Here is a 23,107-nt window from a genome sequence, read left to right as displayed (position 1 = left end):
AGAAGACTGGAGAAGGTCTGATCATTACGAGATCTGCCCTAATATTAATATACTATAATTTGATATAGCAATGAAGCTCATCCAGAATTTAAAGGAGAATTATAAATGGCAGCAGACAAACCGCACATGAATTTAGCAGTGATTGGTCACATTGACCACGGAAAGTCAACATTCGTAGGACGCTTAATGTTCGATGCAGGGGCTGTAGCTCCACACATCATTGATAAGTTTAGAGAAGAAGCAAAGCAGAAGGGTAAGGAATCTTTCGCCTTCGCCTGGGTTATGGACTCTCTTAAGGAAGAGCGTGAAAGAGGTATCACAATTGACATCGCTCATAAGAGATTCGACACAGACAAATTCTACTTCACAGTCGTGGACTGTCCTGGCCACCGTGACTTCGTAAAGAATATGATTACAGGTGCTTCCCAGGCTGACGCTGCAGTCCTCGTCGTTGCAGCCCCTGATGGGGTCATGGCTCAGACCAAGGAACACATCTTCCTTTCCAGGACCCTTGGTATCAACCAGCTTATCGTTGCAATCAACAAGATGGATGCAGTAGAATACAGCGAAGCCAGATACAAGGAAGTCGTTGAGCAGGTATCCGGCATTCTGAAAATGATCGGGTTCAAGCCAAGCGAAATCCCCTTCATACCGACCTCTGCATTCTACGGTGACAACATCATCAAACTCAGTGACAAGACTCCCTGGTACAAGGGGCCCGCCATCATGGAAGCCCTCAACAACCTCAAAGAGCCTGAAAAACCATCCACTCTCCCCCTCAGGATCCCTGTCGAAGATGCATACACCATCTCCGGTATCGGAACTGTCCCTGTAGGCAGAGTCGAAACCGGTGTCATGAAAAAGGGTGATAAGGTCGTCTTCATGCCCGGAGGAGTATCCGGTGAAGTTAAGTCCATTGAGATGCACCACGAAGAAATCCCACAGGCATTCCCCGGAGACAACATCGGATGGAACGTCCGTGGTATTGGCAAGAACGACGTCCGTAGAGGAGACGTCTGTGGTCCTGTTGAAAACCCGCCAAAGGTTGCTGACGAGTTTGTAGGACAGATTGTGGTCCTCCAGCACCCCTCCGCAATTACTGCCGGTTACACTCCGGTCTTCCACGCTCATACCTCCCAGACCGCATGCCAGCTTATTGCTCTTAACAGGAAGCTGGACCCGAAGACTGGTCAGGTAAAGGAAGAAAATCCGACCTTCCTTAAGGCAGGAGACGCAGCAATCGTTACCATCAAACCAACAAAGCCGATGGTTATCGAGCCCGTAAAAGAAATTCCACAGCTCGGCAGGTTCGCTATCCGCGACATGGGTATGACAATTGCCGCCGGTATGTGCATGAGTGTTAAGCAGAAATAACACTCTCCTTTTTTCATTTTTTAAGGAGAAAAAAGGTTATGCAAAAAGCTAGAATAAGATTGTCAGGCATCAGTCCCAAGGATCTGGACGGAGTCTGTAACCAGGTAAAGTCAATTGCAGAAAGGACAGGAGTAAGCATTTCAGGCCCTGTTCCGCTTCCAACAAAGAAGCTGGTCGTTCCCACAAGGAAGAGCCCGAGCGGTGATGGAACTGCAACCTGGGACCACTGGGAAATGCGCGTACATAAGCGTCTCATCGACATTGCAGCCGATGAAAGGGCACTTCGTCAGCTCATGAGAATCCAGGTCCCCAAAGATATAAACATCGAGATTGTGCTCGAAGGATAAATGCAAAAACCACCAGGTTACAGAAACCCTCTGTACCCGGTCTTGCAAATTCCTTTTCACTTCGCTATTCATGAATATTTACTTATCCACTTCTTGAGAAATTGCCGGCGGATATCTTCTGAAGGGACTTTCAGCCCGCCGGAATATTCTGCAAATCTTTTCGGTCTTTTCTTCCTTTTGCACTTTTAATTCAGACTTTTGGACTTCAGCTTCCACTTTAAACTTTATTTCTGATTTTATTTCAGACTTTTAGACTTCAATTTCTTCTGCTGAACCCTGATTATGTAGCTATTTGCGGGAACCGTCACTCTGAACTCAATGGTAAAAGCATCAGTTTTCCGGTACTCGTCTGAATTTTCCAGGTGAGGTCAAAGGCTGAATCGACAGAAATTTTCAGTTCCTCACCCAGGGGGTATGCTCTATACCGTCTTCACCACGGAACTGGAGTTCTTCTAGGAACTGGAGTTCTTCTAGGAACTGGAGTTCTTCTGCACCTCTATCCTGGATACCTTCTGAATGGAGTTCTTCTAGGAACTGGAGTTCTTCTGCACCTCTATCCTGGATACCTTCTGAAGCAGCATAACTTCACCTGATTCAGCTTCAAGAACGACTTCTCTTCCTTCATGACTGAGCAACCTGCCTGTGTACACCTTACTGTTTTTATGAAGAAGCGTAAAACCCCTGAGTCTTTAGCTCAGGGGATATACGCGTCAACTTCAACCCTGATTACGTATGTAATATTCTGTTGCCTCTTTACTCACATTTCCGATAATAACCGCAAAATAGCCATCACTCCATAACGTATTTTCACCCCAATAATATTTTGTCAGATAATCTTTTTGTTTTTTCCATATTCTGTTCGTAGATTCCTGTTTCAATTTTCTGACAATTGAAAGAACACTAACCTTTGGTTCACTCTTAATCAAGAAGTGGATATGGCCTTTGTCTGTTTCCATTTAAAAGACAGGATTCCCTAAGTTCAAGTCCAAGAAAAATCCTATACAGTCTTTCCCTGTGCCTCAGCATAATCCTATACAGTCTTTCCCTGTCTCAGCATTACTCTGTAGACTTTGAAAATCACACTGTCAAGCTTCCTAAAATATAACCAATTAAAACAGTTCTACATAGAAAGTTAGAAGGCAAACTTAAAACAGCTACCGTTTCGATAACTTGTAAAGGATGTTACTACATCAGTATCTTTGTTGAAGATGGTAACAAGATTCCTGAAAAACAGAGTTTCTCCGAATCAACAACTGTAGGAATAGATGTAGGTATCAAAGATTTTGTTGTATCATCTACAGGCGAGAAGGTAGAGAATCCTAAGTACTTGAAAAACTCTCTTAAAAGGCTCAAAGTATTACAGAAAAGAGTTTCAAGAAAACATAAATATTCAAAGAACAGAGAAAAAGCTAAACAAAGATTAGTCGTGCTCCATGATTCGACCATAATCGATGCAGGAATGATTCCGGAAGCAATGTCCGTATATTTCATCTGGTTTGTCCTGCTTTCAAGCTCGATATCACGCTTTTCTTTTACCAGAGTAAGCCCCTTTATAAATGGTAAGCTCCAGCTTCTCTCCGGTTTCAACTGCTCTTGAAGCCATAATTTCCGGAGGGTTTACAGCTGTTATTTCCACAGAAATTCCCAAGTCTGGCCCTGCATGGAGAATTACTGTTGTACGGGTCGTAATATTTGAGTAGTCCTCTTGAGCGCAGTGAAAAGGACCTCGTTTGCACTTGCAGTGCAACTTCCAGAAAATCTCTGATTTCCTGTGATCCCAAAGCGAAACTCGGGAAAGAGAGAAGTATCGGGCTGTATAATTTTGCCCGGATACAACTTATTCGGTTAATCAAAAGCCCTCTTTAATAAGAAACTTCTTATTCTTCCTGCTTTGCCTCAATGTAAATCGCAGGCCTGAGAGGTTCTGCAAACCTTGACTTCTTCTGCGGGTCATACTCTGGAGAATCGGCACTCTGGATTTCAACTGGGCAGCCGATTTCTTTTTCCAGGAATGCGGCAGACTCTTTCAGGAGAGTCTGTTCATCAAGGCCGAGGTAGGCAAAAGTTTCGTAGCGTTCTGCGCCTCCGCTCTTGAACTCGGGAATTATTTTCTGCACGAACTTCGGGATCTCCTTTCCAAAGCGCTTGAGGTCAGGGTTAGACATCAGGGTTTTGATCAGAGTACCCACTTCCAGAGGGGCTTTAATCTGCAATTCGCAAGCGCACTTTATCGCTGCGGTTTTCCAGGCAGGAGAGGTGTAGAGATAGACCTTTTGAGGGGTCATCTTTGTTACCCTTACAATCTCTTCAATATCATCCAGAGTACTCTTTACAGCCTCTTCTGCAAGTTCGGCTCCTTCGTCTATGAGGTCTTCATTATAGAGTGGATACTGGGCAAGGGAAACCGGGTCTTCGTGCCCCATGGCTTCCCAGATTTCCTCACAGAGGTGAGGAGTGAAAGGAGTCATAAGCCTAACCCAGTTGTCTAGCACGTAGTACAACAGATTATCTCCGCCTCTCCTCTGGTACCACCTGACATCATTTATGAGCAGGAAGAAGGAGTTCTGGATGGCTTCCCTGGTCTGGATAGAGTCAAGGGCGATGTTTGTCCCCCTGATATAGTTCTGCATCCGCGAAAGCATCCAGCGGTCGATCTGCTTTAGCTCGGTGCTCAGGGAAGCCCGCTTCCCACTCTCGATTACATCTTTTGCAAAGGAATAGAACCTGTCCACCTGCCGTCTGGCGGAATCGATTCCTGTCTTCTGCCAATCTGCATCCTGAGTCTGTTCGGCTGTAGAAAGGATATACATCCTTGTAATGTCTGCGCCGTACTCACTGACCGCACTTTCCAGGGTGAGGATGGGGCCTTTGGACTTGCTCATCTTTTGTCCTTCCAGGGAGACAAAGCCGTTTACTGCAAGAGCTTTTGGCCAGTTTTCCTCTTCAAAAAGGGCTACATGGTGGAAGAGGAAGAAAAGCAGGTGGTTCGGAACAAGGTCCTTTCCGGAAGAACGCAGGTCAACCGGATACCAGTAATTGAAATGTCTGCGAATTTCTTCCACGAGCTCCGTTTTGAGGCCGGTTTCCGCAGAAACTGCTTTTGAATCGCCTATTCCGAGCAAGACGTAGTCGAAGAATGACAGGGTAAGCTGTTCAAGAGCAAGGTCACCCTTTTCGATGAACTTGGCAAGAATGTAATAGCTCATGTAAATTGTTGAATCCCCAAGGGATTCAATCAGCCACTCCTTATCAAGGGGAAAACGGGTTCCAAGGCCTTTCCTGCGGGCGCAGGCTTTATCCTTGAGCCAGTCAACCTTGTTCTCAAACTCAACCCTGTATTCCGCAGGAATAATCCGCATCTGACTGAGGCATCTGTAAACCTTTGCTTTCCATTCAGGGTTTGAGTAATTCAGGAACCACTGGCCTTTTACCATGTTTACTACACAGGGAGTGCCACAGCGGCAAACCACGGGTTCGCTGAACTCATAAAAGACATCTCCCACGTTTGCGCTGATGAGGTCTCTAGTAAGAACGTCCTTAATTTTGGAGACTGCGTATCCCTCGTATTTGCCTGTGAGCTCCTTAAGGACTCCACCGTGGAACTCCCTTCGGTACACGATCTTTGTGGCTTCCTCGGCTTTCGGGTCTTTCTGGCTTGTTATTCCCATGCTTTCTACGATTTCTTTTGCAGGGAATTCCCCGAATTCGGGCACTTTAATAAGGGAAATCAGTTTGATATTTCTCAGGTCTTCAGTTATCTCATATTCGCTCAGGTCTGCATCATAGAGGTCACGCAGGGCAAGGTAGTCAAAAGGTGCATGTGCAGGCACACTCATTACGATTCCGCTTCCGTTTTCGGGTTTTACGAAAGATGCAGGAAGAGAGATTACTTCATCTCCGGTTACCGGGTTTGTGAGTTTTATCCCTACGATGGATTTTGCAGGCACATCCTCGACGTATTCCACAGTTCTGTCCGTAAAGGTCAGTTTTCGGAAAGCATCCCTGCTGACAACCCAGAACTCTTCGTATCCGTCTTTTTCAACTCTTGCCTTTACGTAATCAACTTCCGGATTGACCCAGAGATTGGTCACTCCGAATGTTGTTTCCGGCCTGAGGGTAGCACAGGGGAGGACCAGGTCTTTGTATCTGAACTTTATCAGGGTGTACTCTACAATTGTGGCTTCTTCCCCGTGCAGGATGTCGTGGTCTTCTACAGGGTTGTTGTCGTTCGGGCACCATTTCACGGGGTGGGAGCCTTTCACAATCAGGCCTTTTTCTCCAAGCCGGATATACTGCCATTCAATGAACTTTTTGTAAGTGGGGTCAGTTGTTGTGAATTTGCGCCTCCAGTCAATGGAGTATCCGATCATGCGCATGGCTTTCTCGGCTTCACGCTTGAAATAGTCAACGATTTTTTCCGGAGTATCAAGGGTCGGCAGGATATCCCCAGGAATCCCATGCAGGCGTTCGTAAACGTCCATGGTCTGAGGGTCCCGGCTTGCAATCAGCTCAGCAAGTCCCACGATGGGCGTGCCAGTTACGTGGAAACCCATCGGGTAAAGCACATTGTAGCCAAGCATCCTTTTGTGCCTTGCCACCACATCGCCTATGGTGAAGGTTCTGGTGTGTCCTGCGTGCAGGTTCCCGTTCAGGTAGGGATAGGGGATTGTTATGAAAAACTTCTCCCGCTTATCGGGTTCGGGCTGGAAAATTTGGCTTTCGTCCCAATTTTTCTGCCATTTATTTTCGATCTCATGAGGTTTATAGTCCTGCTCCATTCGTGTTCACGCTCATCGATGAGTATAATAAAAGGATTTGAAGAAATCCTGAGGATATGAATAATAATCCCGAGGATATGAATAATAATCCCAAGGATATGAATAATCAATCACAGTAAAGCAGTTTCAAAAAGCCAATTAACGGCTTCAAGAATCCGAAATTGATTAAAGATCCGAAATTGATTAAAGGATACCGGAATCCGCTGATTTCATCAACCATTCGATTTCATTTGACATTAATCTTACAACTGTTCACGGCTCCGGCACGCAAATAATTATCTTCCAACTTCTCCTTAATCGAATTCGCAAATCAGATCTGTTTTCCGGTTTTATTTAGCCTTTCCGAAGATTGCTTCCCGGATGGCTTCGATATTTGCGTCCACTACAGTCGGCTCCTCGCAGACATCAATCACAGTCTGAGGGTCTTTAAGGAGGTGACCTGTCGTGATACAGACAACGGTTTCGTCTCTGCCTATAATTCCCATATCGACAAGTTTCTTAAGTCCTGCTACAGAAGCTGCACTTGCGGGTTCGACCCCTATGCCTTCAAGCCTTGCCAGGTCTTTCTGGGCTGCAAGGATTTCTTCATCAGTAACGGACTCTGCAGTTCCACCGGATTGCCGGATTGCGCTGAGGGCTTTTGTAGCGTTTACAGGGTTTCCAATCCTGATTGCAGTTGCAACTGTCTCAGGGTGCTCTTCCGGAGTGATTGCAGGAGCCTCGTTTTTTATGGCTTTTACGATGGGACAAGAACCTTCTGCCTGGATACCGGTCATCTTCGGGAGAGAACCCGTTATCCCGAGTATTTTGAACTCCCTGAAGCCCTTATATATCGCAGTAATATTTCCTGCGTTTCCTACGGGCAGGACAATCCTGTCAGGCACTTTGAAACCTAGCTGGTCTGCAATCTCAAAACCGATGGTTTTCTGGCCTTCCAGCCTGTACGGGTTGATGGAATTTAAAAGGTAAATTTTTTCCTGGGAACAGAGCGTGCGCACAAGAGCAAGGGCATCGTCAAAGTTTCCGCGGATGCTGAGGACCTTTGCCCCGTGCATGAGGGCCTGGGCTATTTTTCCAAGGGCCACTTTTCCTGCCGGGAGCAGCACTATAACAGGGACTCCTGCTTTTGCTCCGTAGATTGCAAGAGATGCGGAGGTGTTCCCCGTAGATGCGCAGGCAACAGTCTTCATCCCGAGCTCAAGCGCTTTCGTAACTCCTACGGTCATCCCCCTGTCCTTGAAGGAACCGGTGGGGTTCATCCCCTCGTGTTTTACGTAGAGTTCTTTTATTCCTATCTTTTCGGCCAGGCGGTCGCATTTATATAAAGGAGTCCCGCCTTCCTGGATAGTCACAGGCTCGCTGTCGATCGGGAGGAGTTTTGCGTACTTCCAGACCGAAGGGCATTCGGTCTTCAGTTTTTCCATGTCAAGTTTAATTGAAGAATAGTCATAAATAACATCAAGCAGCCCGTCACATTTGCTGCAGGTATATATTACTTCATTTTTGGAATACTCTGCACCGCATTCGATACATTTCAAATGATACATTAAATTGCTCCTGTGTCTTATGATTTTGAATTATTCGGATACTGGGTTTCAAGTAGCACCCAATCTCATGTTAGTATTTATTACACGATTTCATGTTAGTATTTATTACACGATTTCATGTTAGTATTTATTACACGATTTCATGTTAGTATTTATTACACGATTTCATGTTAGTATTTATTACACGATTTCATGTTGATTTATTACACGATTTCATGTTGATTTATTAATACAACCCGGAGTTCAGGTCAGCATAATCTCGATTTCGGATTAGTATAATATTAGAGTTTAATAATATTTTGTATCCTTAACACTTTACTTGCTCTTAAATCATACTATTTTTTAGAATTGTACTGTATTCAGGCTTTATAATAGCTCCGTAGCAGCAGGCATATAATGTATACCTGGTCCCACAGCAATTTGGAAACCCTGAAAGGCACTGAAGAGAACTTATATAATTATTTGGGATTTTTTAGCGAATATTCAGAACCGGAAGGACAGAAAAAGGTAAAGGTTTTAAAAGAGGAAGGAAGTTAAGGCATCTTTCAGGATTCGGTTTTTCAACCCTGTTTCAATCAAGCTTGTATTCCAAAACTTCCTTGCTGAGGAAATAGCCAAGAACCGTTCTTATCAACACGACCGTACCCAGCAGGAGCAGTTCTTCCTGCGAGGGATTAAGTACGGTTTCCAGGACATCGGCTGCAATGAAAAACTCAAGCCCGAAGACAATTTTGTTTGTAAGCTCTTTTCTTACATGCTGGTAGCTGTAATTTTTCTTCAAAATTTCAATTTGGATAACCCCTAACGTTGCCCTGAGCCCACCATATATTATGAGGAGAGAGCCCACAATATTGAACAGAGAAGAGAATGCGTTGACAAACAAGCCTACGAAAGATTCGAATGTCCTTTTACCACCCCTTAAAAAGCCGGATCTTTAAATTCGGTAAAGAAACTCCCGAATAACATAAATTCGGTAAAGAAACTCCCGAATAGCATATAACATTCGTTTCTTCGGGATAAATACTCTTCCTGCACCTGTCCTTCAAATACGATTACAGGACTCAATTCTATTTCAGGAAATAGATTAAACTGAGGCAAACTGGGGAAAACTAAGGTAAATTGAGGCAAACTGAGGCAAAACCTTTTTTTTGCTATCATTTGGCTGCAAAATATGGTTAAAGAGAAGAACTCTAAGAGCGTTTTTTAAAATCAAATTTGATTCTACAATGGTGACAGTAATTTTTATTTGAACTGAAAAACGATGTCATTAAACTGTTAAATGTCTAAAGTATAAGCTATTGATGGTTGTAGTTCACGCCGCCAATATCCAGGATCTGGATGGAGTTAAACTTGTTCTGGAACAAATTAAAGACATTTTCTTGATTGCAGCTTATTTGGGCTGATGCTGGTTATGCTGGTCAACTGGTTGATTGGGTCAAAGTAATGTGCGGTTGGGTATTGGAAATAGTGAGGCCAAGCGATGATATCAAAGGTTTTAAGGTACTTCCTCACAGATGGATAGTAGAACGTACATTTGGATGGTTGGGTCGATATCGACGTTTGAGTAAAGATTGCGAAGGATTGACAGAATCAAGTTAAGCTTTCATATATGCTGCTATGATCCGTATAATGAGTAAACGACTGGCTAAAATCAAACCTTCATCCGAATGAAAAATGAATATTCAGACAGCCTCTTAGCTGTTTGTTAACTTGTGAGATTCTCTTAGCTGCTTGTTAACTTGTGAGATTCTCTTAGCTGCTTGTTAACTTGTGAGATTACTTCTCTGAAAAATATGGGTACTGCAAAAATTTCCCTAAATCCTGCAGTATATGCATATTTTTATATATATAGGTCTATATTTGTATGATTGGGCATCTGAGAAGAAAAATCTTTTCTCACTGTAAACCTCAACCAACTCTTTTATCCCCCATATTCCCACACCCCCCAATACTCAGGTGCCCTACCCCTAATACAATTTACTGATTATTCTATACCCCTTTTCTATTCAATTTCAGGACAAAATTATATAAAAATATAAGGCATGTAAAGCCTTTAAATCGGAAAACAAGGAACTCAGTTAACTCAGTATCACTTATGGTAATCGTCTGACAGCTTGGCTCTCCTTCGCAGAGAAAGCTTACCAATATTTTTTTAATTAGTCCTCTTGAGCGCAGTGAATAGGACCGCGTATTGTTGCGATTACACCACAACTCCCTGAAAATCTTCGATTTCTTGCGATCCCAAGGTGCAATTTGGGTGATTAAGGGTTTTCGATTAAATCCAGAATTCTCAGGGCAAGATATGCGCCGTTTGCCCCATTGTCAATCCCTACACTCCCCACAGGTACTCCCGGGGGCATCTGGGCTATGGAGAGAAGGGCATCAAGTCCGCCGAGTTTTGCACTTACAGGCACACCTATTACAGGTTTTTTCGTCCTGGAAGCCACAACTCCAGGGAGAGCTGCCGATAGACCCGCTATTGTGATGAAGACTTTTGCGTCCGTACCTGAAACATAGCTATCAAGCTCATCAGGGTTCCTGTGGGCAGAGATAACCACTACTTCGTAAGTATATTTGCTCTTCTCAAGTACAGAAACCGCTCTGTTGGCGATTGATCTGTCGGACTCAGAACCCATAATCAGTGAGATGTCGACCATTTTTTACTCCTTTGAGGCAAGTCAGGGCAGGCTTCCCTTTCCACTTAATTCTTTCTGGCGTTCGATACTCATCCTGATAAGAATTTCATAAATTTCTTTTATCGACCCTAAATCAAGGTTGAGTTCGGTTGCAGCGTTTAATGCCCTGTTAATTACAACCTCGTTTTGCTTACGGTCATTTATGGAAGTTCCATTTATTCTTTTTGATTCAAGCACTTTCTCAGAAAGGCTAACTCTTTTATCAATTAGGGAAAGGATTTCCCTGTCAATCTTCTCGATTTCTTTGCGGACAGCTTCAAGTTCACTCAAAAGGACCCCTCCCTGTTAAAGGATATCGCATCTCTGTTATTTATACTGGTCTCTATGACCTTTCCTTCTATTCCGCAGCTTTCCCAGGCAGCTTTTAGCTCTTTTACCTGCTCAGCTTTCACCAGTGTTGCGTAGGAAGGGCCGGTTCCGGAAAGGCTGACTCCTTTTATCCCGCATTCCAGAGCCCTGAGCATGGGTTCCGTATCAAAACCAAGGGCTCCGCAGTAGAGAAAGCCATTAAGTGTCATTGCGCGTTCGTATTCACCTTCAAGGGCAAGCTTGTATGCCATTTCTACATATGGTGCAATCAGATGGGAACGTTTCACATTTGTGTCCGCACTGAAAGCTTTTTTTATCGGGGCAAATATCAGGACTTTTGAATCTGCTTCTTCGTGCCTGATAAGTTCCATTTTTCGGTTATCAGTGATAACAATCCCACCTAAAAAGGAGGCACAGGCATCGTCAAAAGCTCCTGTTACCGTGACTCCAACTTCTTTTGCAGCCTTTACGCCCAGTTTTATGATTTCAAGGGGGGGCAGGGTCTCGCCAACTGCACGGAGGGTGGCAAGGACTGAAGCATTTGCTGCAGCACTGCTGCTCTTGAGCCCTCCTGCAAGGGGGATTTCACTTCCTGTCCTTATCGTACCTCCAAGTTCAAGCCCGAATCGTTCAAGGACGAGTTCTACGCAGCGTTCTATAAGACGAGGGTCTCCGTCGGGCATTTCTTCAATTGAGCCCAAAATGCCAGATTTACCCTCTGAGAGTTCCACTTCTGCAAAGGTTTTTAAGTCTATTCCGAATGCTGCACCTTTCCAGGTAGCTATGGCGTTTATTATTGTTCCAGCCCCGAAAGCACAAGCATGACCTTCAAGTGTCATCACGTCCAGAATGCTCTGATCTTTAATATTTTTTACCTCTCTTCAGAGCAGAGGGCGAGGTAAACTTAAATACAGGGTTCCGGAATTTGTCCACTAAAAAAGAAGAAGAAGCATTCAAATATAAATAGTAAAGCCAAATTGTATATACATCACGTCTTTATCTAAACACTAATAACAACTATAAATATGGAGTGAATGTCATCTAACTTCCAGGCCTGGCCTGAGCAACTAAAAATGGGGAATCCACATAGAGACCAGAAAAGTACAGCAGACAGGCGGATCCACTTATATTATTTCTCTCCCTAAACAGTGGGCCGAAAAAGTAGGAATCGAAACAGGGACGAGAGTATCCATTCAGGCTCAGCCAGACGGAAAACTGTTAATTGACCCTATTCTGGAAGGACGCACGATAAAAACGAAAAGGATCGATGTGACTAGCTATGAGACAAAAGCTCTTGAAAGGGATATCATTGCTGCATACCTTTATGGTTATGACAGGATGGAGTTTACCTCAAAAAGGATACTTGCCGAACAGAAACAGGTCATCCGGAAGGTCTGTTACAAGCTTATAGGCCCTGAAATCATTGAGGAAAGCTCAAACTGCGTGGTCATTCAGGATCTACTTAACCCCAATGAACTTCATATAAAAAAAGGTATCTACAGGATGTTCCTGATTACCGGCTCCATGCAAAAAGATGCCATACGAGCTCTTAAAACTGTTGACCACGACCTTGCTCTTGATGTAAGCCAGAGGGATGACGAGGTCGACAGGTTATGTCTCCTGATTTCCAAACAGTTCCGTTCCGTTCTCTGCGGGGGCAGAATTCCCGATTCCTCGGAAACAAGTATCGAGGAATACCACGACTTCAGAATGGCGGCAAGCCCTATCGAAAGAATAGCAGACCACTCACAGAGGATTGCAAACGTTGCCTCAAAAATGCAGGAGCCAGTCAGGGAAGATGTAATGGAAGTCATTGAGGATCTCAGCAACACTTACATGGAACTTGTCCAGCAGGCAGTAGATGCCCTCTATAATGCTGATGCCTCTCTTGCAAACAGGGTAATTGATAGTATAGACGGTATGCGCTTGCATATAAAAGAGCTGCATGCATCTATTCTCAAACTGGAATCTCATGAAATCATGATATCCCTGGGGATGATAGTGGACAGTCTCTCAAGAATAGGAGACCTTGGCTCTAACATATCTGAGATAGCCATCAATTCCTCTATAAGGGACAAATGAAATTTTGTGAAAAAATCAGGCAGGTCTTGATAAATAGAAAATAAATATGTTTTCCTTTTTAACTAAAAACATTTCTCTTTTTGCCGAAGAAATTGTAAATAACCTTCTCTTTCAAAAATGCCTCTAGAGTTAATAATATGACGCATGAAAATACCTCCAGAGTCAATAACAGGACGCATAAAAATACCTTCAGAGTCAATAACAGGAAGCATGGAGGGACTTTACCTGAAGTAGTTTCAGGAAGGCTAAAAGGAAAATGTACAGAGTAACAGAATAGCAGTTAATGTATGAATGCGGTGAGTCAGGTTAGGAGATTAAGGCTCAGCAGGTCAGGTTTTTTGGAGCACGGCAGCAAAAGAGGCAGGATGAAAATATAAGGAGTGAAATATTGCGAAATACTTCCTAAGATAAAAACCATTTATATTTTTAAGGTATGATGAATAAAAATAGGAAAAAATATAAAGGAAAGTACAGAACATCAGTACAAACATAAAAATTTAGTAGAAAATGAAAAGAGTTACATATGGGCTGAAAATTTTCATTATAAAAAAGTTTTTGTTAAATCTATCCGGGAATCAGACGATAAAAAGTAATTTATTTATATTCTGGTGTTATTTCACGGAGGCACTTTCTATTTTTCACATAGAAAGAATGCAAGGTTTGCTATTTATTCCAGGTATATCGTAAAGGAGATGTCAGTATCTCCAATTTCTTTGATTTCCGCAGCTTAACAAATAGAAATTATTTATATGCACGGATCAATTAAATAAAAAGGTCACGAAAGCACAGTAAACCCATAAAGGAAAGCAATCCGAGAAATCCTTTGGTGTTATGCTTTTCCCAATGGAGGGAAGCCATGAATATGATAAAACGATTTAAGGTAAGCTTTTCAAAAGTGTTTAATAAACTGTTCAGGAAAAAAGGAGCATGCATAGGTATCTACGGCCCCCCCAATGCCGGCAAGACAACCCTTAGCAATCGCATCCTCAGGGATTGGATCGGAGGCGAGGAAACCATGGGTTCGGTTTCACATATCGCCCACGAAACCAGACATGCAAAACGAAGAAACGCAGTCACTATCGAGACTAACGGGCATACTATCAGCCTTGATATTGTGGATACTCCCGGACTTGCAACAAAGATCGATTTCCATGATTTTATGGAACAGGGGATGAGTGACTCCGAATCAAAGAAAAGATCGAAAGAAGCAACAGAAGGAGTAATTGAAGCTGTCAAATGGCTGGATGACCTTGACGGAGTCATACTGGTGATGGATTCCACAGAAAATCCTTATACTCAGGTTAACGTAACCGTTATAGGGAATATGGAAGCCAGAAACCTACCGCTTCTTATTGTAGCAAACAAAGTAGACCTTCCTGACGCCGATCCAGGAGTCATAAAGGAAGCCTTCCCTCAACACCCCATGGTACCTGTCTCGGCGCTTGAAGGAGTGGGAATGGACTCATTCTACGAAGCTCTGGCCAAACAGTTCGGGTGATCGAAATGCAGGGAATCCAACTTGATCTTATATCCGAAGCCAGGATTTCTCAGATGGCTTCTATGGAAAAAGTCCGGTACATAATCGATGAGGTGCGGAAAGGTAAAATCCTTGTGCTTGAAAAGGGTCTCAACCCTATGGAGGAAGCAAAACTCATTGAGATGACAATGTCAGCAATTCAGCCGGATGTGTTTTCTGGAATAGAGATGCAAAGCTACCCTGCAAATACGGACGGTTCCTTGCTGGGAAAGTTATTCAAAAAACAGAGCAGCAAGAGACTTACGGTAATAGGGCCCGCAAACCAGCTCAAAACCCTTAAAAAGGACAGGAATCTGATCAGTGCACTTGTCTCTGCAAGTAAATAAACGAAGTGGAAACAATGTGTGCCCAGAAGACCCAAGACCTGGAAGCAAAAATATCCCATCCCCAGTCCCTAGGCTCCTTTGAGATGGGCAGGAACGACGTTAACGTAGTCTGTACCTACGGGAAAATTGCAGTATGGTTCGGGCGGAAAGTTCCTGATTATATCATAGCGCAGGTACTCATAGGTATCTCAAAGGTAGACCCGTCTACTGTTCATGAGTTTGAGATCATCTGCGACTTTGATGAAATCACGGAGTATGAAAGCAAAGGGTACATACTGGTTTCCTATGGTAAAACAACCGGTGGCTATCGTGTAAACTATAGTATTCCGTTTTCCAACAAAAAAGCCCTCTTCCATTTATCCAGGTTTGTACTTGAAGAACTCCAGAAAGGAGAGGTACGTAAGGACTTCTACTGGAATGGGAGTGACTGTGATATCCAGCGGCTCTACAAGGAGTTCAGAAACAATATTGATAACTGGGAATTAAAAGCTATTAATTATAAGACTGAGCCGCAAACAAACCGCTAAAGTTCTGGCGCAGAACGGGATGAAAAGAAGCTTCCGGAAATTCATCCCGAAATCCTTACCAATTGGTTTAAGAAACAAAGAAAGTTATCTGTGAGGATTTTAGGAATTAAAATTCCATATTTACGACAAGTATATGCAGTATGTATTTACGATACGCATTTATGATAAGTATTTACTATAAGTATTTACGATACGCATTTACGACAAGTATTTACAGTACGTAGCCTACGGTAAGTATTTACAGTATGTATAGTATCAAGATCTTCACCGACATTTTGGGATTATTACCAGTTATCCAGTAAAAGTAAGTAATTTGAAAGTTAAATAATTATTATTTCTATTATTTATTGAGAATTCAACTCAATACTTTTTGGAGAACTCATATGAAAAAAGATCAAGTTAATGACTGCGAAGATGTAATTTTATCAATGGAACTTATGGTGGACAACCTCAGTGAGGTTGTCAAGATGCTTGACCTGCAGGCTATAATAAGCATGCTTCAGAAAATCATGGAAGGGGAGAGGATTTTTGTAATGGGGGCAGGAAGGTCCGGGCTTGTTGCCAAAGCTTTTGCAATGAGGCTGATGCATCTCGGGTTTAGTGTGTATGTTGTAGGGGAGACCACAACCCCCGCCGTCCATCCACAGGATGTTGTTATTGCTATTTCAGGGTCAGGAGAAACCCGTTCCATAGCAAATCTCGGAAGAATTGTGAAGGATATAGGTTCAACTCTCATAACTGTCACCTCCAAAAAGGAGTCCACACTCGGCAAAATCTCTGATATAACCATGGTCCTTCCGAGCAAGACCAAAAATGATCATGATGTAGGCGGTTCCCTTGAAAAAAGTATGAGAGGAGATTACAAGAATTCACCTCCGTTGGGTACTTCTTTTGAAATCACTTCACTTGTTTTCCTGGACTCATTAATTGCCCAGCTGATAACGCTTACAGGTGCTTCGGAAGCAGAACTCAAGTCCAGGCACACAAATATCGAATAAAAGCAGGATTTTAAAAGATATAATTTGCAAGGATATCAGGAGGGTGCAACTTGAAGGAAATTAATTTTTCAGAAAATGTATCCCGGATAGACACATCCGGAATCAGAAAGATTTTCGAAGCTGCAGGCTCTAATGCCATTAATCTCGGGCTCGGGCAGCCGGACTTCGATACCCCAGAACACATAAAAGCCGCAGCAATCAAAGCCATAAATGAAGGTTTTACAGGCTATACCGTAGGTTCCGGAATCCCTGAACTGAGGGAAGCTCTTAGCCATAAATTCCAGGAGGAAAATGGGTTTTCGGTTTCTCCTCAGGAAATAATTATAACCTCAGGAGCATCTGAAGCCCTTACCATTGCCCTTGCAGCCCTTCTCAATACGGGAGATGAGGTCCTTATCTCAAATCCCGGATTTGTTTCCTACAATGCCCTGACCGAGATCCTGAATGGAAAGGTGGTAAGCGTCCCCCTTGCAGAAGACCTTACCATGAAGCCGGACACTGTCCTTGAGAAAATTACTCCTAAGACAAAAGCCCTTATCCTTAATTCCCCGTCCAACCCCACGGGTGCTGTCTCAAGCAGGGCAGATATCAAAGCTCTTGCCGAGATTGCAGACGACCACAATATAACCATTATTTCTGATGAGGTCTACGAGTACTTCATCTATGAAGGTGAACACGTAAGCCCTGCCAGCTATTCGGATAATGTGGTCACTGTAAACGCGACCTCAAAAAGTTATGCTATGACGGGTTGGAGGCTCGGGTACCTGGCAGGCAGAAAAGAGTACATCGCCCAGATGCTCAAAGTGCACCAGTATATACAGGCCTGTGCAAACTCAGTCGCCCAGAAGGCCGCCTATGCCGCAGTGACCGGTCCAAAAGACTCTGTCAATGTCATGCGTGAAGAGTTCCGGAAACGTAGGGACGTGCTTGTAAAAGGGCTCAACGATCTGGGGATGGAATGTGCTCTTCCTAAAGGGGCTTTCTACGCTTTCCCTAAAGTCTCAAACTCCGCAGAAGTAGCCTCAAAAATGATCTCAAATGGAGTTGTTGTTGTCCCGGGAACAGCCTTTGGAAGCGAGGGCGATGGTTACATAAGGATTTCCTATGCAGCTTCAATGAAAGATATTGAAAAATCCCTGAGCATCATGGAAAATGTGCTCTGAAACTTTTTAAAGAGAAAGATCTTTTCCTTTCTCTTTTCTCTTCCTTTTTTCCAGTTCTTTTGTTTAACTTTTCCTTCACTTTTCCTTCTTTTTATTCCTCTATTTTTTATTTAGTTTCCCTATCCTCGGAAAACACTGTCAACTTTGGATATATTTATATTGAGGCATCCAGATACTTGATACAATGAAAAGAGCTTTTTGCAAATTTTCCGATGCTTGCTAATTTATATTATGTTGCAACGAGCCTTTTTTAACATGTTATATTTCCAAATACAGTCCTGCCCATTGAAGGTATTCCCTGAAAACTGTCTGTGATATGTGTCACCGATATAGAGAATTTCTGGCTGTTGTCACAAAAACAGTTTCGGAAGTGAAGTATGAAAAAGCGATCTGTGTGCCTGCTGCCTGTAACTAAAGGAACTCTTGTGTTCATATCTCTTTTTTTGTTGCTGAGCCCTGTTTCCGGTTTGACTATATCAGCTGCAAACAGATCAAATGGCTATTTTTACGGAAATGTAAACACAATAGAAGTTCTCCTGCTGGAAACCCTCGAAACTCCGGCTTTGCTTTTCACCCCGGAATCCTTAGATCTTCTCACAGGAAGCAGAGAAAACAAAAATAAAAACCTGGAAAAAATAAGCCCCTTCTTAATCCTGGCTGCAGGCATCCTTGCCGGTTTTAATCCCTGCCTGCTTGCAGTAATGGCTTTCTTGGCTTCTGTCACCTTTGCCCAGCAAGGTGGAAGAAAAGAGATGCTCAAAATCACCCTGGGCTTTTCTACAGGAATTTTCACCATGTATATGTTTGCAGGGATAGGCATTTTGAGTACTGTCAGTTTCCTGCCTGAAGTCCGGAGTCATTTTACGTCAATTGCAATCCTGCTGACTGCCCTGCTGGGTCTCTGGCACATTTATGACGCTTACTTGTTGAGAACATATGCGAAATCGACTTTCAGGACTCCGGAATCCCTAAAGGACTTTATGAGAAGGATGGGTGAAAAAAATCTATTGCTTCTGTCCTTCCTTGCAGGAAGCATGTTCTCCCTGGTCAAAGCTCCCTGCATCGGAGCAATCTATCTCTCAATTCTGAGTATGCTGGCAATAAAAACCGATATCGTAAGAGGAATAGCATACCTGGGAATATACAACTTTGGACTTCTACTGCCTTTAATGTGTCTTGGTCTTTTACTGGCCTTCGGGCTTAGCCCTAAAAAAGTTACGGAGTTCAGAGAAAAAAGAAGAGTGGAGATAAGGTTGACAACAGGGCTGATACTGCTTATCCTTGCCCTGCTGATGCAGCTCAGGATACTCTGAGCAGCCAGCAAAAATATCTGAAAATCGGATTCTAGCTAAAACCAGATCTAGCCGAAACAAATCCTGCATAAAATAGAGTTCTAGCTAAAACAGATCCTTAAACTAAATACAGGCTAAATAAGGAATCAGATAATTGATTCCTTATCCTGCTCTTCTAATGATGGTTCTTCTAATGATGGTTCTTCTAATGATGGTTCTTCTAATGATGGTTCTTCTAATGATGGTTCTTCTAATGATGGTTCTTCTAATGATGGTTCTTCTAATGATGGTTCTTCTAATGATGGTTCTTCTAATGATGGTTCTGAACGAAGGCGCTTTTCTTCTATCATCTCCAGAAGCTTTCCCATTACCTCTTCTATTCCTTCTCCGGTAATTGTAGATATGTTCAGCTCTATCTCATCCATTTTTCTGAACTCCGGTCTGTCAGCTTTGTTGGCAACCACAAGCATGGGAAGATCAAAGTTTTCCTTGATTTCAGCAAGCAGGCGGTTCTGGTCCTCAATTTCATATCCACAACTTTCACTCGGGTCAATCATGAACATTACAACTGCGTCCAGGAAGCGGATTGCGGTAATTGCCTGGCGTTCAATATTGTTTCTCTCAGCCATGGGGCGGTCAAGGAGACCCGGGGTGTCCATAACCTGATAACGGATGTTGTTCCGTATGAAGTGACCTATGGCTACTCCTTTTGTTGTAAAAGGATATGCCGCAATTTCAGGGGTTGCACCTGTAATCTTTGAAACAAAACTTGACTTTCCTACATTGGGATAGCCAGCGATTACAATCGTTGGCTCGTCATGGACATCAGGGAGTTTTCTGAGAATGTTTCTGGCTTCATTCAGAAAGAGAAGGTCCTTGTTAATGGATTTGACAATGGATGCAATCCTTCCGAAGGCTTCTTTTCGGACAGGCTCGGGAAGATCGGCCTCCCGAATTTTTCCAACATAGCTTCTTGCAACTTCATGGATCTTCCTGCTTGCCCAGTCAACGGATGCCAGAGACATCTTGAGCTTTTCGATGCCTACAAGGACGTCGGTTAATTCATAATAGAATGTAGGCAACTGTTCAAAACTTGGGAAACGCCTGACTATATTTGCAAGGTTATCAGTGAAAATGTTTGCAGCCGTCAGTACCATGGACTCATTGGCTCTGAGACGGCTGTCCCTCCCCTCAATAGTTTTCCCGGACATAGCTCTTGCTGCCCGTTTAAAAGCTTTATTAGTTAACTCCTCGGAAGTAGGAACTGTGTGAATTTTCTCGAAGATCATCATTTTCTAACCCTCTGGGGGCTCTTTTAATCTATATAAAGGTTTTTCTGATTGAAGACGTTTAACAGAAAAATCTAAAGTCCGTAAGCAAAAATTTCGCAAAAGTTCCTGAGCGGAGTTTCTTTGCTTTTCTTATCCGGATTCTCTGAACAGCTTCAGTCCAAGCTTTTTCTGCCCAAAACTTAGAATACCGGAAAGATTACCCGGAAAAATAATTAAGCTCTGGTCTTAAAATACTACAACATACGAAATTATATATATGTTTGAGGTACTCTGATTTGCTTCTCTTAAGAGCGATTTGGAGCGGCATTTGGTAGCTGTAAAATTACTGTTTGATTAATTTTGTCTATTGCATGATCAATAATCAAATTGTTTGATTAATTTTGTCTATTGCATGATCAATAATTGAATTGTTTGATTAATTTTGTCTATTGCATGATCAATAATCGAATTATAATTATGGTTCTATCAGGAGTTTTTAATTACAAATCATTAAATAACCTAAATACAGGCATGAAACCAGTTGTATGTCTAAGAAGAACCGGACTTTATTTATATTTGTAATTGTAATTTGTATTATAAATTTATAATCATTAATTATGGTAAATTAAGGATACACTATTCTCGATGTATGGATATTATACATCATCCTGATACAAGGTATATGAAATTTATGGTGGTAGTATGGAACTCACTCCGATTCAAAAAGATATTATTATTACATTAATCAACCTTCAGCGGCAAAAAGACAGGGCAATTAAAGGGGAAGAAATTGCTGAAGTTATCCAGCGAAACCCTGGAACAGTCCGCAACCAGATGCAGTTATTAAAGGCACTTGGGCTGGTTGAAGGTGTACCCGGGCCAAAGGGGGGATATAAACCAACAGGGGCAGCATATGATTCTTTACGCATCCAGCAATTGAAAAATGAATCCGTAGTCCCTCTCTACAGGAATAATGTTATCGTTAATGGGGCAACAGCTGCGGAAATCAGTTTTACGACTGTCCGGAATCCCGATGCCTGTAGTGGGGTAATCAGGGTAATAGGAAATATAAAGGACTTTGTAATGGACGATAAGCTTCAGGTAGGCCCAACACCTGTAAATCGTCTCATAGTCCGTGGAGAAGTTACAGGAAGGGACGACACTAATAACTCAATCCTTTTTAACATTACAGAAATGATCTCCCTGCCTAAAAAACATGTCAAACATTATATGAAGTATCCCCCGCTGCTTGTGAATCTCAATGCCAGTATTCAGGAAGCAACAAGGCTTTTTATCCGGAATAACGTACATGGAGCCCCCGTGGAAGACAAAGGAAAAATCGTAGGGATAATTACCTACACTGATATTGCGCATGCCATTGCCCAGGGAAAGCCCAATGTCAAGGTCAAAGACATAATGACAAAAGAGCTGATAACCGTTGATGGGGATATGCAGCTCTATGATGTGGTAAAACTCTTCCATAAATATAACGTGGGAAGGCTTATTGTAACAATCAACGGAGTTCCAAAAGGAACCCTATCAAAAACCGACGTGCTGAATGAACTTGCGGTATATTGAATCTGCAATCAGTATCAGTGTATTGAATCTGCAATCAGTATCAGTGTATTGAATCTGCAATCAGTATCAGTGTATTGAATCTGCAATCAGTATCAGTGTATTGAATCTGCAATTTTACTCTAAAGCGGGAAGTCCCTTTCCTCGGAGCGTAAGCTACAGGTGGGGGATGGAAGCCGTCAACTTCTACAAAACAACAGTAGCATAATTACTTATACTTATAGTTATCTCTATCTAGTGATGACTATACAATATAAACAGGATCGTAAGGGCCATTCTGTGTATTCACTCCATTATCATTTTGTTCAGTGTGTGAAATATAGGAGAAAAGCTCTAACGAACCCTTTAGTTGTTGATTTTCTAAAAACTAAAATCCATAACATAAGTGAAACATTCGATGTTGAAGTACTGAATATAGAGTGTGACGAAGACTATTTTCACTTATTATTTTCAGCAAAACCTTCGCTTGATATTCCAAAATATATCAACACCATAAAAACAATAACTTCAAGAGAGATTCGTAAAAACTTCCCTGAAGTAAAAACTATGTTATGGAAAGATACTTTCTGGTCAAGATCGTATTTTATCGCATCGACGGGGCAAGTAACCTTAGATATACTGAAGCAATATGTTGATAACCAGGGCAAATATGCATCTGACGAAGAAGATCAAGATCAATCCAACTGAAGAAAAGACACGACATGCCTCTTTGGGAAAGAACTATGAAATGTGATTGTGGAAACGTTATTGATAGAGATAGAAATAGTGCTATCAACATCATTAAGCGGTTCTTATCACAGAATGCTTTGTGGACAGGCTATCAGAGGTTTTCTGATAATCTTCGACAAACAGGATTACAGATGGATACTTGCATAACTGCAAATATCCAGGTGACGTAATCACTCGAAGGAAGCTCCGTCCTCACTTTCATCAGAAAGCAGGGTGGGGGTAGTTCACCTCTATTTTTCAGTCCCTCTTCATTTTTTCGTGCCTGGCACTGAGCTCTGCTGCAATCTCATCAAGGGTAACGTCGTTTGCTGCAAGCAACACCAGCAGGTGGAATATCAGATCCGAGCTCTCCAAGACAATTTCTTTGTGGTCTTTGTTCCTGACTGCAAGGATAGTTTCAATAGATTCCTCTCCTACTTTCTCAAGGATTTTATTCATACCCTTGCGGTGATTCAGGAGTTTGCAGACATATGAGTTTTCATCATAGTTCACTTTCCGATCCAGGATGATCTCATACACCCTGTTTAAAATAGATAAGTCAGCCTCCGGCATTCTA

The 23,107-nt window shown here is 42.6% G+C and carries 22 protein-coding genes and 3 pseudogenes; 15 read left to right on the top strand and 10 right to left on the bottom strand.

All coding sequences use genetic code 11. From position 1 onward, the window contains the following. Positions 1-105 precede the first annotated feature (105 nt). Together tuf and rpsJ are read left to right on the top strand one after the other, a co-directional pair. On the top strand, positions 106-1,374 hold the full coding sequence (gene tuf, locus MSWH1_RS11685; protein ID WP_048128742.1) for a translation elongation factor EF-1 subunit alpha: 1,269 nt from the start codon (positions 106-108) through the stop codon (positions 1,372-1,374). A gap of 38 nt (positions 1,375-1,412) precedes the next feature. Next, a complete protein-coding gene (gene rpsJ / locus MSWH1_RS11680; RefSeq protein WP_048124829.1) occupies positions 1,413-1,721 on the top strand; it encodes a 30S ribosomal protein S10 in 309 nt (102 codons plus the stop codon). Positions 1,722-2,437: 716 nt separating this feature from the next. Here the strand turns inward: rpsJ and tnpA (MSWH1_RS11675) are convergent. Further along, positions 2,438-2,677 (bottom strand): annotated as a pseudogene (gene tnpA, locus MSWH1_RS11675) (IS200/IS605 family transposase); the annotation flags it as partial. A 4-nt stretch (positions 2,678-2,681) separates the two neighbouring features. Between tnpA (MSWH1_RS11675) and MSWH1_RS18395 the strand changes: the two are divergent. Further along, positions 2,682-3,159 (top strand): annotated as a pseudogene (locus MSWH1_RS18395) (RNA-guided endonuclease InsQ/TnpB family protein); the annotation flags it as partial. Positions 3,160-3,240: 81 nt separating this feature from the next. Here the strand turns inward: MSWH1_RS18395 and MSWH1_RS20595 are convergent. The 4 genes from MSWH1_RS20595 to MSWH1_RS11660 all read right to left on the bottom strand — a co-directional run bounded on the left by MSWH1_RS20595 (position 3,241) and on the right by MSWH1_RS11660 (position 8,929). After that, positions 3,241-3,369: a hypothetical protein gene (locus tag MSWH1_RS20595; RefSeq protein ID WP_255350533.1), complete on the bottom strand. Its 129-nt coding sequence runs from the start codon at positions 3,367-3,369 to the stop codon at positions 3,241-3,243. Positions 3,370-3,598: 229 nt separating this feature from the next. Further along, the gene (gene leuS, locus MSWH1_RS11670) at positions 3,599-6,499 is read right to left on the bottom strand and encodes a leucine--tRNA ligase (protein ID WP_048128738.1); all 2,901 of its coding nucleotides are present in this window, start codon (positions 6,497-6,499) and stop codon (positions 3,599-3,601) included. Between the two features lie 329 nt (positions 6,500-6,828). After that, positions 6,829-8,046 carry a threonine synthase gene (thrC, locus tag MSWH1_RS11665; RefSeq protein WP_048128736.1) on the bottom strand — a complete coding sequence of 406 codons (1,218 nt, stop codon included), beginning with the start codon at positions 8,044-8,046 and terminating at the stop codon, positions 6,829-6,831. A 571-nt stretch (positions 8,047-8,617) separates the two neighbouring features. Continuing rightward, entirely contained in the window at positions 8,618-8,929 is a 312-nt protein-coding gene (locus MSWH1_RS11660) for a DUF1622 domain-containing protein (RefSeq protein WP_048128734.1), read from the bottom strand. A gap of 412 nt (positions 8,930-9,341) precedes the next feature. On the opposite strand from MSWH1_RS11660, the pseudogene MSWH1_RS11655 reads away from it, so the two are divergent. Next, a pseudogene (locus MSWH1_RS11655) lies at positions 9,342-9,717 on the top strand (transposase); the annotation flags it as partial. 590 nt (positions 9,718-10,307) lie between these two features. Here MSWH1_RS11655 and MSWH1_RS11650 read toward each other — a convergent pair. From MSWH1_RS11650 to MSWH1_RS11640, 3 genes are read right to left on the bottom strand one after another with little or no spacing between them, the layout of a single operon-like run. Further along, complete coding sequence (locus MSWH1_RS11650; RefSeq protein ID WP_048128731.1) at positions 10,308-10,703, bottom strand: AIR carboxylase family protein; 396 nt, start codon at positions 10,701-10,703, stop codon at positions 10,308-10,310. 21 nt (positions 10,704-10,724) lie between these two features. Beyond that, positions 10,725-11,012: a chorismate mutase gene (locus tag MSWH1_RS11645; RefSeq protein WP_048128729.1), complete on the bottom strand. Its 288-nt coding sequence runs from the start codon at positions 11,010-11,012 to the stop codon at positions 10,725-10,727. Beyond that, positions 11,009-11,890, bottom strand: coding sequence for a shikimate kinase (locus MSWH1_RS11640; protein ID WP_048128727.1), 882 nt, complete (start codon positions 11,888-11,890; stop codon positions 11,009-11,011). The genes MSWH1_RS11645 and MSWH1_RS11640 overlap by 4 nt, the downstream gene beginning before the upstream one ends. Positions 11,891-12,137: 247 nt before the next feature. Here MSWH1_RS11640 and MSWH1_RS11635 point away from each other — a divergent pair, with 247 nt between their 5' ends. From MSWH1_RS11635 to MSWH1_RS11605, 8 genes are all read left to right on the top strand, one after another. Then, entirely contained in the window at positions 12,138-13,133 is a 996-nt protein-coding gene (locus MSWH1_RS11635) for a phosphate uptake regulator PhoU (protein ID WP_082088123.1), read from the top strand. A 137-nt stretch (positions 13,134-13,270) separates the two neighbouring features. Further along, the gene (locus tag MSWH1_RS20590) at positions 13,271-13,402 is read left to right on the top strand and encodes a hypothetical protein (RefSeq protein WP_255350464.1); all 132 of its coding nucleotides are present in this window, start codon (positions 13,271-13,273) and stop codon (positions 13,400-13,402) included. Between the two features lie 587 nt (positions 13,403-13,989). Continuing rightward, positions 13,990-14,631: an Era-like GTP-binding protein gene (locus MSWH1_RS11630; RefSeq protein WP_048128722.1), complete on the top strand. Its 642-nt coding sequence runs from the start codon at positions 13,990-13,992 to the stop codon at positions 14,629-14,631. 5 nt (positions 14,632-14,636) lie between these two features. Then, on the top strand, positions 14,637-14,996 hold the full coding sequence (locus tag MSWH1_RS11625; RefSeq protein WP_048130466.1) for a DUF2073 domain-containing protein: 360 nt from the start codon (positions 14,637-14,639) through the stop codon (positions 14,994-14,996). 14 nt (positions 14,997-15,010) lie between these two features. Next, positions 15,011-15,523 (top strand): hypothetical protein, encoded by a 513-nt coding sequence (locus MSWH1_RS11620; RefSeq protein WP_048128720.1) that lies wholly within the window; start codon positions 15,011-15,013, stop codon positions 15,521-15,523. A 383-nt stretch (positions 15,524-15,906) separates the two neighbouring features. Next, positions 15,907-16,521 (top strand): 6-phospho-3-hexuloisomerase, encoded by a 615-nt coding sequence (gene hxlB / locus MSWH1_RS11615; RefSeq protein WP_048128713.1) that lies wholly within the window; start codon positions 15,907-15,909, stop codon positions 16,519-16,521. Positions 16,522-16,571: 50 nt separating this feature from the next. Next, positions 16,572-17,684 carry a pyridoxal phosphate-dependent aminotransferase gene (locus MSWH1_RS11610; RefSeq protein WP_048128711.1) on the top strand — a complete coding sequence of 371 codons (1,113 nt, stop codon included), beginning with the start codon at positions 16,572-16,574 and terminating at the stop codon, positions 17,682-17,684. Between the two features lie 377 nt (positions 17,685-18,061). Continuing rightward, positions 18,062-18,997 carry a cytochrome c biogenesis CcdA family protein gene (locus MSWH1_RS11605; protein WP_231585481.1) on the top strand — a complete coding sequence of 312 codons (936 nt, stop codon included), beginning with the start codon at positions 18,062-18,064 and terminating at the stop codon, positions 18,995-18,997. Between the two features lie 125 nt (positions 18,998-19,122). Here the strand turns inward: MSWH1_RS11605 and MSWH1_RS11600 are convergent, their stop codons facing one another. Then, positions 19,123-20,268, bottom strand: coding sequence for an NOG1 family protein (locus MSWH1_RS11600; RefSeq protein WP_231591759.1), 1,146 nt, complete (start codon positions 20,266-20,268; stop codon positions 19,123-19,125). A gap of 681 nt (positions 20,269-20,949) precedes the next feature. Between MSWH1_RS11600 and MSWH1_RS11595 the strand changes: the two genes are divergently transcribed. The 3 genes from MSWH1_RS11595 to MSWH1_RS11585 all read left to right on the top strand — a co-directional run bounded on the left by MSWH1_RS11595 (position 20,950) and on the right by MSWH1_RS11585 (position 22,721). Continuing rightward, entirely contained in the window at positions 20,950-21,825 is an 876-nt protein-coding gene (locus tag MSWH1_RS11595) for a CBS domain-containing protein (protein ID WP_048128708.1), read from the top strand. 159 nt (positions 21,826-21,984) lie between these two features. Continuing rightward, on the top strand, positions 21,985-22,509 hold the full coding sequence (tnpA, locus tag MSWH1_RS11590) for an IS200/IS605 family transposase (RefSeq protein ID WP_231591757.1): 525 nt from the start codon (positions 21,985-21,987) through the stop codon (positions 22,507-22,509). 14 nt (positions 22,510-22,523) lie between these two features. Further along, positions 22,524-22,721, top strand: coding sequence for a zinc ribbon domain-containing protein (locus tag MSWH1_RS11585; protein ID WP_048128707.1), 198 nt, complete (start codon positions 22,524-22,526; stop codon positions 22,719-22,721). Between the two features lie 67 nt (positions 22,722-22,788). Here the strand turns inward: MSWH1_RS11585 and hisE are convergent, their stop codons facing one another. After that, positions 22,789-23,103: a phosphoribosyl-ATP diphosphatase gene (gene hisE, locus MSWH1_RS11580; protein WP_048128706.1), complete on the bottom strand. Its 315-nt coding sequence runs from the start codon at positions 23,101-23,103 to the stop codon at positions 22,789-22,791. Positions 23,104-23,107 lie beyond the last annotated feature (4 nt).

Origin of the sequence: Methanosarcina sp. WH1 (assembly GCF_000970005.1) — an archaeon.
Lineage (GTDB): Archaea > Halobacteriota > Methanosarcinia > Methanosarcinales > Methanosarcinaceae > Methanosarcina.
This window is presented reverse-complemented; position numbering and strand designations above follow the sequence as displayed.

Bases quoted from the DNA above. Each gene is read 5' to 3' on its own strand.
- thrC (WP_048128736.1), bottom strand. From the start codon at position 8,046: ATGTATCATTTGAAATGTATCGAATGCGGTGCAGAGTATTCCAAAAAT.
- leuS (WP_048128738.1), bottom strand. From the start codon at position 6,499: ATGGAGCAGGACTATAAACCTCATGAGATCGAAAATAAATGGCAGAAA.
- tuf (WP_048128742.1), top strand. From the start codon at position 106: ATGGCAGCAGACAAACCGCACATGAATTTAGCAGTGATTGGTCACATT.
- MSWH1_RS11650 (WP_048128731.1), bottom strand. From the start codon at position 10,703: ATGGTCGACATCTCACTGATTATGGGTTCTGAGTCCGACAGATCAATC.
- MSWH1_RS11640 (WP_048128727.1), bottom strand. From the start codon at position 11,890: ATGACACTTGAAGGTCATGCTTGTGCTTTCGGGGCTGGAACAATAATA.
- MSWH1_RS11630 (WP_048128722.1), top strand. From the start codon at position 13,990: ATGAATATGATAAAACGATTTAAGGTAAGCTTTTCAAAAGTGTTTAAT.
- MSWH1_RS11625 (WP_048130466.1), top strand. From the start codon at position 14,637: ATGCAGGGAATCCAACTTGATCTTATATCCGAAGCCAGGATTTCTCAG.
- MSWH1_RS11595 (WP_048128708.1), top strand. From the start codon at position 20,950: ATGGAACTCACTCCGATTCAAAAAGATATTATTATTACATTAATCAAC.
- MSWH1_RS11605 (WP_231585481.1), top strand. From the start codon at position 18,062: ATGAAAAAGCGATCTGTGTGCCTGCTGCCTGTAACTAAAGGAACTCTT.
- MSWH1_RS20590 (WP_255350464.1), top strand. From the start codon at position 13,271: ATGACGCATGAAAATACCTCCAGAGTCAATAACAGGACGCATAAAAAT.
- MSWH1_RS11600 (WP_231591759.1), bottom strand. From the start codon at position 20,268: ATGATGATCTTCGAGAAAATTCACACAGTTCCTACTTCCGAGGAGTTA.
- MSWH1_RS11620 (WP_048128720.1), top strand. From the start codon at position 15,011: ATGTGTGCCCAGAAGACCCAAGACCTGGAAGCAAAAATATCCCATCCC.
- MSWH1_RS11585 (WP_048128707.1), top strand. From the start codon at position 22,524: ATGCCTCTTTGGGAAAGAACTATGAAATGTGATTGTGGAAACGTTATT.
- rpsJ (WP_048124829.1), top strand. From the start codon at position 1,413: ATGCAAAAAGCTAGAATAAGATTGTCAGGCATCAGTCCCAAGGATCTG.
- hisE (WP_048128706.1), bottom strand. From the start codon at position 23,103: ATGCCGGAGGCTGACTTATCTATTTTAAACAGGGTGTATGAGATCATC.
- hxlB (WP_048128713.1), top strand. From the start codon at position 15,907: ATGAAAAAAGATCAAGTTAATGACTGCGAAGATGTAATTTTATCAATG.